Genomic DNA, 14,788 nt, shown 5'->3' with positions numbered 1-14,788 from the left:
TTGTCTCAGGCGTGCTTGTGCCATGCCTGAGCCAAAACACGCAGCCAGTTTTCCCGGCAAATCTTAGCAAGGTCTTCATTAGCGTAGCCCGCAGATTTGAGTGCGGCAACAAGATTATTGTTGCCGCTCGCATCACGAATTTCTGCGGGAACGGTTGCGCCATCGAAGTCGGAACCGAGCGCCACGCAATCAATGCCCATGCGCTCCACCATGTAATCGATATGCTGGACCATCAGGGACAGCGGAGTCTCGGCGTCATCCCGCGCATCCGCACGCAACATGGTGACGGCATAGTTGAGGCCAACAAGACCCTTACTTTCCTTGATCGCATCCATCTGCCTGTCGGTCAGATTGCGCGCCACGGGCGTCAACGCATGGACGTTGGAGTGGCTGGCGACCAGCGGTTGATCCGTGGTTTTAGCCACGTCCCAGAAGCCCTTTTCGGTGATATGGGCGAGATCGATGAGGATTCCGAGCGCGTTGCAGCGCTTGACCAGCTCAAAACCCGCATCTGTCAGGCCCGGCGCGGTATCCGGCGACATGGGGTAGGCAAAGGGAACGCCATGGCCGAAAATATTGTGGCGGCTCCAGACGGGCCCGAGCGAACGCAAGCCCGCCGCATAAAACACATCCAGCGCGTCCAGATCAGCAGCAATCGGCTCGCAGCCTTCCATGTGCAGCACGGCGGCGAAGACACCGTCTGTCATCGCCTTGCGAATATCTGCCGTCGAGCGGCAGAGTTTCCAGCCGCCCGCCTGCTCCAGCCGAAGCGCGATGGCGGCCTTTTCCAGCGCGATATCGAGCGATGGCTCTCGCTCCAGCGGGGCTGCAAGCGGCGTCACATAATGACCGTTGGCATCCGGCTCCTTGAGGACCAGATCACCTGATGGAATGTAGATCGCGCAGATGCCGCCTGCCAGACCGCCAGCCTTGGCGCGCGGCGCATCGATGTGGCCTTCATGCGTGCCTTCCATGAATTCTTTGACCGGATCACCCCCGGATTTGGCAGTGCGCCAGAGCCGCAGGAGCACATCATTATGACCGTCAAAAACTGGTTGCATTCAAGAATTCCCGAGCGGAAAAGTAGCGTTTTTTCTGTTTAAATCCATGGGCTTGGCAAAGCAACGATCCGCAGCCCATCGCGGCGGTATCGATCCTAGGCCTATCGATCACAGCTCCGCAAGTCAGAAATTGTGCAGGATGAAAAATTAATCACGAAAGCCAGTTATCACCTGCCTTCGTCAGGAGCGGCGTCCTGAAAACACCCTGCACCCTATCAGGCCATTCAGCCCCAAAACCACCAAGTGTTTCGCGCCAGCGCTCCGATTGCAGCATGGCGGCACCGATGACGACAGGCTTTATGTTAGAGCCTGCGAGAAGCGAGAGGCCCGCCACAATGGAGGTGCCGCTGGAAATGACATCATCCACCAATGCAACGCGTTTGCCTTCCAGCAGAGGCAGCATACGTGGGTCGATATAGAGGCGTTTCTGCTGCTGAGTCGTGATCGAGGACATTGGCACGGAGAGTTCATCCAGATACCAGAATTTTCGCGACGTTCCGAGCGGCACATAGCGGCTGTGACCGAGATGGCGCGCCACTGCCGCGGCCAGAGTGAGACCCAGCGTGGGCAGGCCGACGACGATGTCGATACCGAAAGGCGTGAGCTTGCCCGCCAAATCCTGCGCCAAGGCTTCCAGCACCGGGAAGGACGCCTGATTGACGATCAGCGATGCAAGCGCATGTTCTCCATCAGACAGCGGGCGGATCGGCAGCTGCAATTGCCTGCCATCATTAATCGTGGCGGGAAAGAAACCGGAATGCGGACCATCGGTCTTGAAACTGCCGGGCGTGTGGAGGTCCTGCCAGAATTCGTGCGGTTTCATGACAATGTCCTTCAGTATTTTGGGTCGATCCAAAAGTTTCTATTAATTTTCAGGGGCTTCTGCACTAGAAAAGATCTCTGTTTCGACATTGCAAGGATAGAGCGCCCATGAAAACGCATGAACAGATTGTGCAAGACCTGCCATTTCTGACCGCGTTCCGGCAGGACCTGCACGCTCACCCGGAACTGGGCTTTGAGGAGGTGCGCACCAGCGCGTTGGTGGCCGCACAGCTGGAAGAGGCAGGCATTGCGGTGCATCGCGGCCTGGGCGTGACCGGTGTCGTTGGCACGCTTCAGCTTGGCAATGGCACCCGCACCATCGGCCTTCGCGCCGATATGGACGCGTTGGCCATGCCTGAAATCGCTGAGCGACCTTATAAATCGACCACAGCAGGCAAAATGCACGCCTGCGGCCATGACGGCCATACAACCATGCTGCTGGGGGCGGCGCGCCATCTGGCGGCAACGCGCAATTTTTCCGGCACCGTGCATTTCATCTTCCAGCCTGCCGAAGAGGGACGCGGCGGCGCACGGAAGATGATGGAGGACGGGCTGTTTGACCTCTTCCCCTGCGATGCCGTCTATGGATTGCACAATATGCCGGGGCTTGACGTGGACGAGATGGCCGTAGTCGAAGGACCGCAACTGGCGTCTTCCGATAGCTGGCGGGTGACCTTCAAGGGGGTGGGAACGCACGGCGCCAAGCCGCATCTGGGCCGCGACCCGATCACGGCGGCGGGCAGTTTTCTGGCAGCGCTGCAAAGCATCGTCGGGCGGGTTATTGATCCCCTGCAACCGGCTGTTGTCAGCGCCTGTTCGGTGCAGGCGGGTGACCCGAAAGCGCTCAACGTCATTCCTGATATCGTGGAAATCGGCGGCACGGCGCGGGCCTATTCGGCGCATGTTCGGGACCAGTTGGAAGAGGAAATCGGACGGCTGGCAAAGGGAACGGCTGCAATGTTCGGCATCGAGGCGGCCTACGATTTCATCCGCCGCATTCCGCCTGTCATCAACGATGCGGATGCCACGCAGCGCGCCTTGAAGGCTGCCCGTAGCGTTTTCGGCGACAAGGCACGAACCGCCTTCCCGCCCTCGACTGCCGGGGACGATTTTTCGTTCTTCGCGGCAGAGGCACCCGGCTGCTATGTGTGGCTCGGCAACGGCCCTGCTGTGGATGGCGCGCTGCACCACAACACGTCCTATGATTTCAACGATGATGCGATCGCGTCAGGTGTTGCCTTCTGGACGACGCTGGTGGAGCAGGAACTGGCTGGGGCGTGAGCGCACCCTACACTCTCAGCCGATAATCTCCAGCACCGGCGTCTCCATAACACTGCCCGCGACCACATCGGCAATGCCCATATCAGTCTGGTGCGGGCCGATGTTGCAGGCAAGCGTGGCGCCGAAACAGGCTTTGAACACGAGATAGGGTGGCTGCCACTCCACGATATCGCCCACCGCATCCCGCACGGCCTCGAAACCGGCGGCGATATCGGCCAGCGGCGCATCCGAGACCAGGCCTGAGAGCGGCAGCGGCAACAGGGCCGTGACCTTACCATCAGATGCGACCGCCATGCCGCCACCTGCCTTGATGACGGCATTGGCGGCAAGGGTCATATCCTCTGCATTGCCGCCGAAGACCGTGAGATTGTGGCTGTCATGGGCGACGGTGGTTGCAAACGCGCCCTGCCATTGGCCCCAGCCTGTGAGGAAACCGGTTTTCGTGACGGGATCGGCTTTACCGTGGCGGTGGGTAACGGAGATCATCGTCGTGCCCTCAGGCGGCACCACGAAACCGTTCTCCACATCAGCATCTACCCTGCCCCATTGCGTGAAGCGCGGCTTGTCGATGGTCGCCAGCCGAACTCTCTGGCCCTGTGACGGAACCTTGAAATCGCTGGCAGAGCGGCGCGGCAGCTTCATCGATTCCTGCAAGGGAGCAGCGTCCATCTCAGGCATTTCAACCAGCATCTTGCCAGCTTCCGCAACCGGCGTTCCACTGGCCAGCACATGGCGGGCTTTGAAGTCCGTCAGATCGTCAAACACCACGATATCGGCACGGCGACCGGCAGCGATGAGGCCGAGATCAATGCGATGCAGACGCATGGCGGCATTCAGCGTGGCAGCACGCAGCGCCCATTCCGGCTTCAGTCCGTATCTAACCAGACGACGCACAACATCATCCAGTCCGCCGTGTTTCACGAGATCATCAGGAAACACATCGTCGGTGCAGAGTGTCAGGGTCTGAGGCAGATGGCCGAGCGTATTTAGGGCTTCCACGAATTCCGGCAGGAGATGATCGTGGGAACCGCGCAGCTCGATAGTCAGACCGGCGCGCAGCTTGGCGATCAGATCGGCAGCCGAGGTCAGCTCGTGATCTGATGTAATGCCCGCCGCCATGAAGGCGTTGAGATCAGCACCTTCAAGACCACGGGCGTGGCCGCAGATCATCTTATCGGCAAACAGGCCTTCCTGAACAATGGCGCTCATGCGCGGGTCACGCTCGATGATGCCGCGCATATTCATGACTTCGGCAACGCCGCCCACCTCTGGCCAGAACAGCATTTCCGCCATGGCAGAGGCGTCGAAATCGCCATTCGCGCGCTCCAGCCCCGGCGCTGAAGGCACGCAGGATGGAGCCAGAATGATGGCACGAAGGGGCAGGCCCTTCATGGCGCGGCTTGCCCAGCACACACCATCGATGCCGTGGACATTGCCAAATTCATGCGGGTCCCAGACGATGGTCGTCACGCCCCGTGCCACAACGGCCTGCGCATAGGCGGCAGGCGTGACCATAGAGCTTTCGACGTGCATATGCGTATCGATCAAACCCGGTGAGACGAAACCACCTGTAGCATCGAGAACATGTCCCGCATCGCTGCGTGTTCCAGCCTCATGAACACTTGATATCAGCGGGCCCACAAGGCCGATATCGGCCGGACGCAGTTCACCCGTGACCACATCCACAAGCGTACCGCCGCTGATCAGGATATCGAAAGGCTGGTCGCCTCTGGCAGCTGCAACGGCGCGGCTGCGCAGGGCATTGTCAATCATCCCATCGCGATCGACAATAATGGTCTTGTCTCTCATCGGCTGGCCTCCAGATGCAGGGCATCGAGAATAATGGTTTTGGCACTGAAAGCATCGACCTTTGCGGCAAAGTGCGCGTTGAAGCTCTTTGAATGAGCGGCGCGCATTTCCACCACAGTCCGCCCCCGGGTCAACCCGCCGTTCAGCTCGACGTCGATGCGGGCCGGTTTCCAGCCGATGCTGTCTTCAGCGACCATGGCAACCGCCGCACAAGGGTCGTAAAGCGCCATTTCCGTCCGTCCACGATCAATGGCAATGGCGATGAAGCCTGCCAGCATATCGGCAATCAGCCCGGCATTCTTTCCACCGGCGGCACGAAGGGGGGCGACATCGGAGATGCGGGCGGTGACCTTGCGGCAAAGATCCAGATCCACCATGCGCAATGGCAGACCGTGAGCAAGGACGACGGCAAGTGCTTCGGGATCGGCAAAAGCGTTGAACTCGGCAGAGGCGGTGTGGTTTCCCGATGTGACACCACCACCCATCCAGGTCAGCTCGGTGATGCGGGCGGCAAGATCAGGCCTTGCGAGGCAGAGGGCGGCAAGATTGGTGAGTGGCCCCAAAGCAAGAATGTGCTTGTCGCCTTCACCATCGGACAACCAGTTGCACAGCGCCGCAAACGCATCGCTGTGCGGCAGAGCATCCGCCTTGGGCAAGCTTGCGCCGACCGTTGGAATGCCGGTTTCGCCAAGAACGGACTGGGCCGTTTCCAGCTTTCCCAGCACCGGCTTTTCGCGGCCTGTATGAATGGGAAAATCCCAGCCGAAGGCGCGGGCGGCACCGGCGGCATTGCGACGAACCTGCGCAAGCGGCGCATTGCCGAACACCAGCGAGAGGCCATCAATCTCAAGACCGTTCGATCTCGCCACGAGGATGGCGGCGATATCGTCAAAGCCCAGATCGCTATCAATCCAGATACCCATGGTTAGCTAACCACCTTGAGGCTTGCCGCCTTCTCAACCGGCAGATCGAAGGCAAGCGGTGAGCCGATATCGAGCACCGGCAAGGCCGCATCGACTTCAGCCTTGATGGGCCCAAGCGGCGTATCCAGCAGATATTCGCGGCTGTTGCCCGCAAAGGAGGTGCCGCGCACGGTTGCCTCGAAAGGTCCTGAACCAAGGGTCACCATGCGCGGCCTCCAGGCAAGTCCCGCCGTACTCGGGACCTGACCGGAAAGGGTGATGCTTCCGTTATCAGTCTTGAGCAAACCACCCTCTAGACGAAAGATGTTTTCGAAGCCGACGAAGTCAGCCACGAAGGATGAGACCGGTGCGTTGTAGATGTCTTCCGGCGTGCCGATCTGCTCGATGGCGCCGCTCTTCATCACCACGATGCGGTCTGCCAGCGCCAGCGCCTCGACCTGATCATGCGTCACGAAAATCATGGTGACACCGGTGGCCTTCTGCACCCGCTGAAGCTCGGTGCGCATTTCCAGCCGCAGTCTTGCATCGAGGTTCGACAGCGGCTCGTCCAGCAACAGCACCTTCGGGTCCATGACCATGGAGCGGGCCAGCGCCACGCGCTGCTGCTGACCACCCGAGAGTTCTGCCGGTTTGCGGGAGGCGAAGGCGGAGAGGCCGACGGATTTGAGGCCGGATGCAACTTTCTCATCCAGAGCCGAGCCCTTCATGCCCTTCAGTTTGAGGCCGAAGGCGACATTCTCATAGACGGTGAGATGCGGAAACAGCGCATAGGACTGGAACACCAGCCCAACCGCCCGCTTGTTGGCAGATACGCGGGTAATATCGGCACCATCAAGATCGATGCGCCCGCCCGCCACCGGCATCAGCCCGGCAATGGCGCGCATGGTCGTGGTCTTGCCGCAGCCGGAAGGGCCCAGCAGCGCCAGAAGTTCACCCTTGCGGATATCGAGGTTGAGATCCTTGACGGCAATGGAGTTGCCATAGGCCAGCGACAGGTTCTGCAGCGAGAGGTATTTTGCATCAGACATAACGGGAGAACCCCAGAAAACGTTCGGCCATGAAAACAATGCCGATGGACAGAAAGGCGAGCAGCGAAGAGAGCGCCGCAACGGATGGGTCGAACACGATTTCCATATAGCCCAGCATATCGATGGGCAGCGTGCGCACGCCGGGACCGGAGAGGAACAGCGAGACCGGCACCTGATTGAAGCTGGTGACGAAACCCAGAATGAAGGCCGAGAGAATGCCGCCCCGGATATTGGGCAGCACCACACGGAAAAAAGCCCCTATGCGGGACGAGCCAAGCAGCACGGCTGCCTCCTCGATATCCGAGCGCAGATTGGTGAGGCTGGCCGACACCACCCGCACCGCATAGGGCAGGATCAGCGCCGTGTGGGCCAGAAACAGCGCAAGCGTGATACCGATGCCGAAGGGTACGACGAAGTAGCGCAGCAGCGCCAGGCCGACGATGATGCCGGGAACGATGATGGGAGCAGACACGATGGTGCGAATGGTTTCCGAAAACGGCAGCTTGTAGCGCGACATGGCATAGGCAGCGGGAATGCCAAGGATAAGGGCAGCAAATGTGCCGCCCAGCGCCAGAAACATCGACATGGCAAAGCTGTCGCGAAAGCTTTCGACCGTGAAGACTTTGGCGATCCATTTCAACGAAAAGCCCTGCGGCGGAAAGGCCAGCGTATCACCTGCCGAAAACGAGGCGGCGACGATGATGAGGAATGGGCCAATCAGAAAGCCGATGACCAGAGCCAGCGTGAGCGGAATGAAGAGGTTCCGGGTCATGTCTTGTTCCTTGCCGTGGCGATGCGCTTGAGCAGGATGTTGGCGGCAAAGCTCATGATGATCAGGATGAAGGCGATGACACTGGCCGCGACGAAATTGTTGGAAACCGTGACCTGCTGGTAAAGCAGGGTTTCGAGCATCAGCACCTTGGAGCCGCCCAGAATGGCAGGCGTGATATAGGCCGTCAGCGAGCCGGTAAAGACCAGCGTTCCACCCACGACAAGACCTTCCTTGGTCAGCGGCAGGATGACCTTCCAGAACACCTGCAACCAGTTGGCACCCAGTACCCGCGATGCGGCAATGACGTCCTTCGGCATGTTTTCCAACGCGCTGATGAGAGAAATGATCATGAGCGGTAGGAACAGTTGCAGAAGGCCGATGAAGACAGCCGTTTCGGAAAACAGGATGCGGATGGGCGCATCGGTCAAGCCCACCAGCTTCAAAAGCTCATTGACCATGCCGGTGCGACCGAGGATCACGATCCACGCATAGGTGCGGGCGACAGGCGAGATCATCAACGGCAGAATGACCAGATTGATCATGTGGCCTTTGGAACTGGCCGGCAGGTTGACGATGGCAAAGGCCGCCGCATAACCGATGATGGCCGAGACAACGGTGACGATGGCACCGAGCTTCAGCGTGCGCAGGAACACGGCGCGGTTCAGCGGATCGGCAAAGAAATCCACATAGGCCTGAAACGTCCAGCCACCTGGCGTGCGAAACCCTTCCGACAGAAGAATGAACACAGGCACCAGAAACACCGCCGCCGCAAAGATTGCGGCGGGCAAAGCCAGCGCCAGGGCTTCAGCCCGGTTTTGAAACATCCACTTTATCCTTTGACCGGAAAATCAGTCGTCCGATAGTCGCCATCCTCGGGGCAAGCCCGAGGATGACGGAGCGAGAGCTTTACTGACCCACCTTCGCGTTCCACCCGGACAACCACTTGTCGCGGTTATCCAGCGTGGTGGCAGACGGGATCAATTGCAGGCTCTTGGCCGTCTCTTCGCCATAGGTGATGTTGTTGGCAATCTCGTCAGAGACCTTCACCTCCTTGTTGGTCGGGCTATCGACCAGCTTTTCGGCCAGCGCCTTCTGCACATCTGTGGAGAGCCAGAAATCCATGAACTGAAGCGCCAGATCTTCGTTTTTGCCGTTCTTGGGCACAACGAGAACATTCATGCCGCCCGTCTGACCTTCCTTTGGCGTTGCCCATGCCAGCGGCAGGTCAAGCTTTGTGAAGGGTGCCCAGGAGAAACGACCGATGGGTGCCGCCCAGATTTCTTCCTGCTGCATGAGCTGCACCAGCTGCGAAGACTTGACGTAGAAGGTGACGATCTCGTCCTTCTTTTCGCCCAGCGCCTCGATGGCACCGGAGAGGTCGGGCGTATCCTTGCCGATGGCCTTGCCCAGCATGTAAAGCGCGGGCGGGCCCTGATTGGTGGTGACATTCGGGAAGGCGACGTGATCGACCACACCGTCCTTCAACAGATCGGCCCAGCTTTCCACCTTCATTTTGTCGGTGCGGTAGACAATGGAAGTGGCGTAGAAGTTGACGCCAACGCTCATGCCATCACCATTCGGGTCCTTGGCAATGTCGTAGAGCTTTTCGACATTCGGCACTTTGGACGTGTCGATTTTCTGGATCAGGTCCTTGCGCGTGGCGGACAGCGCATCGGCCATGGAAACAATGGCGAGATCGATGACCGGGCTTGCCTTGTTGGCTTCCATCTTGGCCAGACGCTCGACGCTGTTGCCGGTTTCAACCACCAGCTTGCAGCCGCATTTGGCTTCAAACGGCGCATAGACCAGTTCCTTGAATTCGTCCTGCGCGAAGGCATAGACGGAAATGGTCAGCGTCTTGTCCTGCGCCTGCGCCGCGCCCATGGACAGCATCAGGGCTGTGCCGGATGCCAGAATGATCTTCTTCATGATGTGAGTTCTCCTGCTGTCGAGGTTTTGTTTTCTGCCTGCTTCTTATGATTGGGTCCGCTGGAGCCGCGTAAGATGAGCTCCATGGCCACTTTCGATGGTTCGGCGACGACGCCTCCCGAAACCGGACGGTCCTCGGCCTCGATGCTGCGCACCAGCGCCGTAATCGCAATATCCGCCACCCGCGCCATGTCCATACGAACCGTTGTTAGAGCAGGCGTGACGACCGGCGCCCAGATAAGGTCATCGAAACCGGTGACACTGGCCTGTTCCGGCACCGTCACACCATTGCGCTGCAATTCGGTGAGAACACGCAGCGCATGAAGATCGGAAACGGCGGCAAAGGCGGTGAAGCCCTGCGCGACCTTTTCCGCAACACCCAGCGCGCACCCTGCCCCAGCATGTTTTTCCAGAGATGCGATCCACATTGTCTCGGTCACCGCAGCGCTACCCAGGCCGGAGCGGATGCCGCCAATACGGTCATTTTGAACGTTGGAATCAGGGCTATTGCCGATGAGGACCACACGGTCATGGCCGAGGGCGGCAAGGTGGCGGCCAACCTGAAAACCGCCGTCCCAATGATCTGCCGACACCGTATTGCCGGGGGTGGAGGGAGAATCGATGACGGCCACGGGGCAATCGACATTGCCGATGCGCGTTCCGCGACGCGGCACGACAACCATGCCTTCCACGCCGCGCTCGATCAGCCGATTGATCGCCTCCGTCTGCTTGGCCACATCACCATGGGAATCCGCAATCAGCACGCCATAACCGGCATCATCGGCTGCTTTTTCGATGGCCTGGGCAATCTGCGGGAAAAGCGGATTGGCGATGTCAGGCAAGACAAGACCCAGCACGCCACTTCTTCCCGTGCGAAGCGCCCGTCCGGCAATACCAGGCACATAACCCAGCTCATGGGCCTTGGCGCGGATTTTTTCGGAAAGTTCTGCGGAGACACGCCCCTTGCCGGAGAGCGCATTGGACACCGTCGCTGCCGACACGCCCAGTGCCGAAGCGATAGCCGCCAGATTTGCGCCTGCACGACCAGAGGTCATGGCGTGTCCATTCGAGTGATTAAACGTTTAATCAGGGTAAGACGGATGCAGCGTTTTGTCGAGTCGTCGTCAGGTGCTTTTTTGTGCGAAAGCTCTAAGTGCCGAAAACAAGGGCGAAATTATCGTCTGGCTTCATCGCGGAAGGTCTCGACCTGCGCCAGCAACCACTGCCTAAACAGCACGACAGGCACATTGTTGATGCGCGACAGCGGCGCGACCGCGTAATAGGAGCTGGGGCTTTTGACCTGATGATCGAAGGCCGGAACGAGCTGCCCTGCCTTCAGCTCAAGATCGATGAGAAACAGCGGCATGAGCGCTACGCCAAGCCCCGCAATGCAGGCCTGCGCCACGCTGGAAAACTGTTCGAAGCGCATGGCCGGGGCATTTTGCGCGCCAAGTCCCAGGCTTTGGAACCAATGGTCCCACGCGCCGGGCCGGGATGCCATATGCAGCAATGGCAAAGTGGAAATATCCTGCGCGCTCAAGATGGGGTGCTGCGCCAGAAAGGCCGGGCTGCACACCGGCGCCACCATCTCATCCATCAGAAACGTGCTTTCAGCCGCGGGCCAATCCGGCTGGCCGATATGGATGGCCATATCGAGGCTTTCCTTCTCGAAATCGAACTGGCCGATGCGGGTGGCGAAATTCAGTGTGATTTCCGGATGCGCCGCCACGAAATCTGGAATGCGCGGCAAAAGCCAGCGCGTGCCGAAGGTAGGCAGCATGGCAAGGTTGAGCGTATTGCCATGCGTTTTCGTCATAACCTGCAGAGACGCGGAGCGAATATCGCTGAGCGCCGTGCCGATGGCCTTGGCATAGGTCTGACCTTCTGCAGTCAGCGAAACGCCGCGCGCACCACGCTCGAAAAGCCGCACACCCAGCTGCTCTTCCAGCGACATAACCTGCCTGCTGATGGCCCCTTGCGTCAGCGAAAGCTCGTCTGCGGCCAGCGAAAAACTGCCGAGCCTTGCGACAGAATCAAAGGCGGCAAGCGCACTGGTGGACGGCAGAAGTTTGCGGCTGAGCGAGGTCATGGCGCATTCCTAACTGTAATAGCAAAATGAGTAAACATGGCTTGCCGCAATGGCCGCAAATGCCAATAATTACCCCAGCAATTGTGGAGATTTATCGTGAGCGAACGCGCATCATTCAATTGGCAGGACCCATTTCTGCTGGAAGACCAACTCACCGACGACGAGCGGATGATCCGCGATACGGCAGCCGCCTTTGCAAAGTCGGAGCTTCTGCCCCGCATCAACGAGGCCTATCTGTCCGAAACATCAGAGCCCGAGCTTTTCCGCCTGATGGGACAGACTGGTCTTCTGGGCGTGACGCTTCCTGAAAAATATGGCGCTGCCGAAGCAAGCTACGTGGCCTACGGCCTTGTTGCCCGCGAAGTCGAGCGCATCGACAGCGGCTACCGCTCGATGATGAGCGTGCAGTCCTCGCTGGTCATCTACCCGATCTTTGCCTATGGCTCGGAAGAGCAGAAGGACAAGTATCTGCCGGGTCTCGTCTCCGGCGAACTGATCGGCTGCTTCGGCCTGACGGAACCGGATGCCGGTTCTGACCCGAACGGCATGAAAACCCGCGCCGAAAAGATTGCCGGTGGATACCGCCTGCGTGGCTCGAAGATGTGGATTTCCAACTCGCCTATCGCAGACGTTTTCGTCGTCTGGGCGAAATCCGAAGCGCACGATAACGAGATCCGTGGCTTCGTGCTGGAAAAGGGCATGAAGGGCCTGTCTGCCCCCAAGATCGGCGGCAAGCTGTCGCTGCGCGCATCCATAACAGGCGAAATCGTTATGGACGGCGTGGAAGTGGGCGAAGACGCACTGCTGCCTGGCGTTTCCGGCCTCAGGGGCCCGTTCGGTTGTCTCAACCGTGCGCGCTACGGCATTTCCTGGGGTGTGCTGGGTGCTGCCGAAGATTGCTGGTTCCGCGCCCACCAATATGGCATGGACCGCAAGCAGTTCGGCAAGCCGCTGGCTGGCATGCAGCTTTACCAGAAGAAGCTGGCCGACATGCAGACGGAAATCACGCTTGGCCTTCAGGCCTCCCTGCGCGTCGGTCGTCTGTTCGATGACCACAAAATGGCACCGGAGATGATTTCCATCGTCAAGCGCAACAATTGCGGAAAGGCGCTGGATATTGCCCGCCAGGCCCGCGACATGCATGGCGGCAACGGAATCCAGATCGAATACCATGTCATGCGCCACGCGCAGAACCTGGAAACGGTCAACACCTATGAAGGCACACATGACGTGCACGCACTGATCCTGGGTCGCGCCCAGACCGGCATTCAGGCGTTCTTTTGATATCACTGAGTTGAGCAACCGGCGGCACGCTGCCGCCGGTTTTTGCTGCAATGCGAAATAAATAATACTTTTTAATCCGGCTGACGGTTGAAACCGCCGCTATACGAATTAATATAGAGACGTCATCATCGTCTCTGGCAATCCATTTGCCATATCCGGTTTCGCTGCCTTCGATTGTTCCACCATGGAATACATGTCATGCAGCGCCGGTAAACTCCGAGACCGCATACTAAACGAAGGCACCGGCACACCTGCCGGCCGGTCAAGTTACGAAGGTATTTCGAATGCATAGCTATCCCGACGTCAAGCTCCTCATCAACGGCGAATGGCGCGATGCCCTTTCGGGCAAGACAATCGCCGTTTCCGATCCTGCGACGGACGAAATCATCGGCGCTATCGCCCATGCTGAAAAGGCCGATCTCGATCTGGCGCTCGACGCTGCCGACAAGGGTTTCAAGGTCTGGCGCGAAACTTCTGCCTATGACCGCTCCAAGATCATGCGCAAGGCAGCAGACCTGCTGCGTGAGCGCAAGGACACGATTGCCTGGCTGATGACCCGCGAGCAGGGCAAGCCTATCGCGCAGTCCGGCATGGAAGTCATGGGCGCTGCCGACACGATCGACTGGTTTGCCGAAGAAGCTCGCCGTACCTACGGTCAGGTCATCCCTGCCCGCGCAACTGGCGTTTCGCAGCTTGCCATCAAGGTACCCGTCGGCCCAGTGGCCGCCTTTACACCATGGAACTTCCCGATCAACCAGATCGTGCGCAAGCTTTCCGCAGCACTCGCCGCTGGCTGCTCCATCATCGTCAAGGCACCGGAAGAAACGCCTGCCTCTCCGGCAGAACTCATCCGCGCCTTTGTGGATGCAGGCGTTCCAGCCGGCGCCATCAACCTTGTCTACGGCGTACCAGCGGAAATTTCCGAATACCTGATCCCGCATCCGGTCATCCGCAAGATTTCCTTCACCGGCTCGACACCCATCGGCAAGCACCTTGCAGCACTGGCTGGCAAGCACATGAAACGCGCCACGATGGAACTGGGCGGCCACGCACCTGTGATGATTTTCGATGATGCCAACATCGAAAAGGCCGTCGAAATCATGGCCATGTCGAAGTTCCGCAATGCCGGTCAGGTCTGCGTTGCACCGACACGCTTCCTCGTACAGGAAGGCGTTGCAAGCCAGTTCATGGACGGCTTCGTAAAAGCTGCTGAGGCCATCAAGGTCGGCAACGGTCTGGAAGATGGCGTGACCATGGGCCCGCTGGCCAATGAGCGTCGCATTCCAGCCATGGAAGCCCTCATTCAGGATGCCATCACCCATGGTGCGGAACTGAAGACCGGCGGCAAGCGCATTGGCAACAAGGGTAACTTCTTCGAGCCAACCGTGCTGGCCAACGTGCCGACATCTGCCAAGATCATGAATGACGAGCCCTTCGGCCCCGTTGCCATCGTCAACACCTTCAAGTCCTTCGACGACGCGATCTCGGAAGCGAACCGCCTGCCATTCGGTCTGGCCTCCTTCGCCTTCACCGGCTCGGTCAAGACAGCTCACGAGCTTGGCCGTCAGGTCGAAGCTGGCATGTTGACGATCAACCACAACGGCCTTGCCCTGCCAGAAGTACCATTCGGCGGCATCAAGGATTCGGGCTACGGCACGGAAGGCGGCTCGGAAGCCGTCGGTGCGTATCTCGAAACGCGCTTCGTCAGCCAGATGAACTGATCGTCAAAAGAAAAGCCCGGTGGAAACACCGGGCTTTTTGCATATCAGGAGCCGTTGTTTACACAGGCG

The 14,788-nt window shown here is 59.2% G+C and carries 13 protein-coding genes; 3 read left to right on the top strand and 10 right to left on the bottom strand.

Annotated elements, in window-relative coordinates:
* Positions 1-5: 5 nt before the first annotated feature.
* Together ACQZ51_RS05600 and ACQZ51_RS05595 are read right to left on the bottom strand one after the other, a co-directional pair.
* A complete protein-coding gene (locus ACQZ51_RS05600) occupies positions 6-1,061 on the bottom strand; it encodes a dipeptidase (RefSeq protein WP_448775882.1) in 1,056 nt (351 codons plus the stop codon).
* A 151-nt stretch (positions 1,062-1,212) separates the two neighbouring features.
* Positions 1,213-1,884, bottom strand: coding sequence for a phosphoribosyltransferase (locus tag ACQZ51_RS05595; protein ID WP_448775880.1), 672 nt, complete (start codon positions 1,882-1,884; stop codon positions 1,213-1,215).
* A gap of 107 nt (positions 1,885-1,991) precedes the next feature.
* Here ACQZ51_RS05595 and ACQZ51_RS05590 point away from each other — a divergent pair, with 107 nt between their 5' ends.
* Positions 1,992-3,164, top strand: coding sequence for a M20 aminoacylase family protein (locus ACQZ51_RS05590; protein ID WP_448775878.1), 1,173 nt, complete (start codon positions 1,992-1,994; stop codon positions 3,162-3,164).
* A 15-nt stretch (positions 3,165-3,179) separates the two neighbouring features.
* On the opposite strand, the gene ACQZ51_RS05585 is transcribed toward ACQZ51_RS05590, so the two are convergent.
* The 8 genes from ACQZ51_RS05585 to ACQZ51_RS05550 all read right to left on the bottom strand — a co-directional run bounded on the left by ACQZ51_RS05585 (position 3,180) and on the right by ACQZ51_RS05550 (position 11,714).
* A complete protein-coding gene (locus tag ACQZ51_RS05585) occupies positions 3,180-4,973 on the bottom strand; it encodes an adenine deaminase (RefSeq protein WP_448775876.1) in 1,794 nt (597 codons plus the stop codon).
* Positions 4,970-5,896 carry a nucleoside hydrolase gene (locus ACQZ51_RS05580; protein WP_448775874.1) on the bottom strand — a complete coding sequence of 309 codons (927 nt, stop codon included), beginning with the start codon at positions 5,894-5,896 and terminating at the stop codon, positions 4,970-4,972. Before ACQZ51_RS05580 ends, ACQZ51_RS05585 begins: the two co-directional genes overlap by 4 nt.
* A 2-nt stretch (positions 5,897-5,898) precedes the next feature.
* Complete coding sequence (locus ACQZ51_RS05575; RefSeq protein WP_448775872.1) at positions 5,899-6,924, bottom strand: ABC transporter ATP-binding protein; 1,026 nt, start codon at positions 6,922-6,924, stop codon at positions 5,899-5,901.
* A complete protein-coding gene (locus ACQZ51_RS05570) occupies positions 6,917-7,696 on the bottom strand; it encodes an ABC transporter permease (RefSeq protein ID WP_192068089.1) in 780 nt (259 codons plus the stop codon). Before ACQZ51_RS05570 ends, ACQZ51_RS05575 begins: the two co-directional genes overlap by 8 nt.
* A complete protein-coding gene (locus ACQZ51_RS05565; RefSeq protein ID WP_448775870.1) occupies positions 7,693-8,520 on the bottom strand; it encodes an ABC transporter permease in 828 nt (275 codons plus the stop codon). Before ACQZ51_RS05565 ends, ACQZ51_RS05570 begins: the two co-directional genes overlap by 4 nt.
* Positions 8,521-8,602: 82 nt before the next feature.
* Positions 8,603-9,625 carry an ABC transporter substrate-binding protein gene (locus ACQZ51_RS05560; RefSeq protein ID WP_448775868.1) on the bottom strand — a complete coding sequence of 341 codons (1,023 nt, stop codon included), beginning with the start codon at positions 9,623-9,625 and terminating at the stop codon, positions 8,603-8,605.
* The gene (locus tag ACQZ51_RS05555; protein WP_448775866.1) at positions 9,622-10,680 is read right to left on the bottom strand and encodes a LacI family DNA-binding transcriptional regulator; all 1,059 of its coding nucleotides are present in this window, start codon (positions 10,678-10,680) and stop codon (positions 9,622-9,624) included. The genes ACQZ51_RS05560 and ACQZ51_RS05555 overlap by 4 nt, the downstream gene beginning before the upstream one ends.
* A 119-nt stretch (positions 10,681-10,799) precedes the next feature.
* Entirely contained in the window at positions 10,800-11,714 is a 915-nt protein-coding gene (locus ACQZ51_RS05550) for a LysR family transcriptional regulator (protein ID WP_448775865.1), read from the bottom strand.
* 96 nt (positions 11,715-11,810) lie between these two features.
* Between ACQZ51_RS05550 and ACQZ51_RS05545 the strand changes: the two genes are divergently transcribed.
* Both ACQZ51_RS05545 and ACQZ51_RS05540 read left to right on the top strand, forming a co-directional pair.
* Positions 11,811-12,998, top strand: coding sequence for an acyl-CoA dehydrogenase (locus ACQZ51_RS05545; protein ID WP_448775863.1), 1,188 nt, complete (start codon positions 11,811-11,813; stop codon positions 12,996-12,998).
* A gap of 284 nt (positions 12,999-13,282) precedes the next feature.
* Positions 13,283-14,719: an NAD-dependent succinate-semialdehyde dehydrogenase gene (locus ACQZ51_RS05540; RefSeq protein WP_448775862.1), complete on the top strand. Its 1,437-nt coding sequence runs from the start codon at positions 13,283-13,285 to the stop codon at positions 14,717-14,719.
* The last annotated feature ends 69 nt before the right edge of the window (positions 14,720-14,788 follow it).

Source organism: Agrobacterium sp. CG674 (assembly GCF_053521645.1).
Note: the sequence above shows the minus strand (reverse complement) of the source record. Positions and strands in the feature narration are given on the sequence as shown.

Excerpts from the sequence above, each read along its gene's own strand:
- ACQZ51_RS05580 (WP_448775874.1), bottom strand. The coding sequence starts at position 5,896 with ATGGGTATCTGGATTGATAGCGATCTGGGCTTTGACGATATCGCCGCC.
- ACQZ51_RS05560 (WP_448775868.1), bottom strand. The coding sequence starts at position 9,625 with ATGAAGAAGATCATTCTGGCATCCGGCACAGCCCTGATGCTGTCCATG.
- ACQZ51_RS05575 (WP_448775872.1), bottom strand. The coding sequence starts at position 6,924 with ATGTCTGATGCAAAATACCTCTCGCTGCAGAACCTGTCGCTGGCCTAT.
- ACQZ51_RS05540 (WP_448775862.1), top strand. The coding sequence starts at position 13,283 with ATGCATAGCTATCCCGACGTCAAGCTCCTCATCAACGGCGAATGGCGC.
- ACQZ51_RS05600 (WP_448775882.1), bottom strand. The coding sequence starts at position 1,061 with ATGCAACCAGTTTTTGACGGTCATAATGATGTGCTCCTGCGGCTCTGG.
- ACQZ51_RS05595 (WP_448775880.1), bottom strand. The coding sequence starts at position 1,884 with ATGAAACCGCACGAATTCTGGCAGGACCTCCACACGCCCGGCAGTTTC.
- ACQZ51_RS05550 (WP_448775865.1), bottom strand. The coding sequence starts at position 11,714 with ATGACCTCGCTCAGCCGCAAACTTCTGCCGTCCACCAGTGCGCTTGCC.
- ACQZ51_RS05570 (WP_192068089.1), bottom strand. The coding sequence starts at position 7,696 with ATGACCCGGAACCTCTTCATTCCGCTCACGCTGGCTCTGGTCATCGGC.
- ACQZ51_RS05565 (WP_448775870.1), bottom strand. The coding sequence starts at position 8,520 with ATGTTTCAAAACCGGGCTGAAGCCCTGGCGCTGGCTTTGCCCGCCGCA.
- ACQZ51_RS05585 (WP_448775876.1), bottom strand. The coding sequence starts at position 4,973 with ATGAGAGACAAGACCATTATTGTCGATCGCGATGGGATGATTGACAAT.
- ACQZ51_RS05555 (WP_448775866.1), bottom strand. The coding sequence starts at position 10,680 with ATGACCTCTGGTCGTGCAGGCGCAAATCTGGCGGCTATCGCTTCGGCA.
- ACQZ51_RS05590 (WP_448775878.1), top strand. The coding sequence starts at position 1,992 with ATGAAAACGCATGAACAGATTGTGCAAGACCTGCCATTTCTGACCGCG.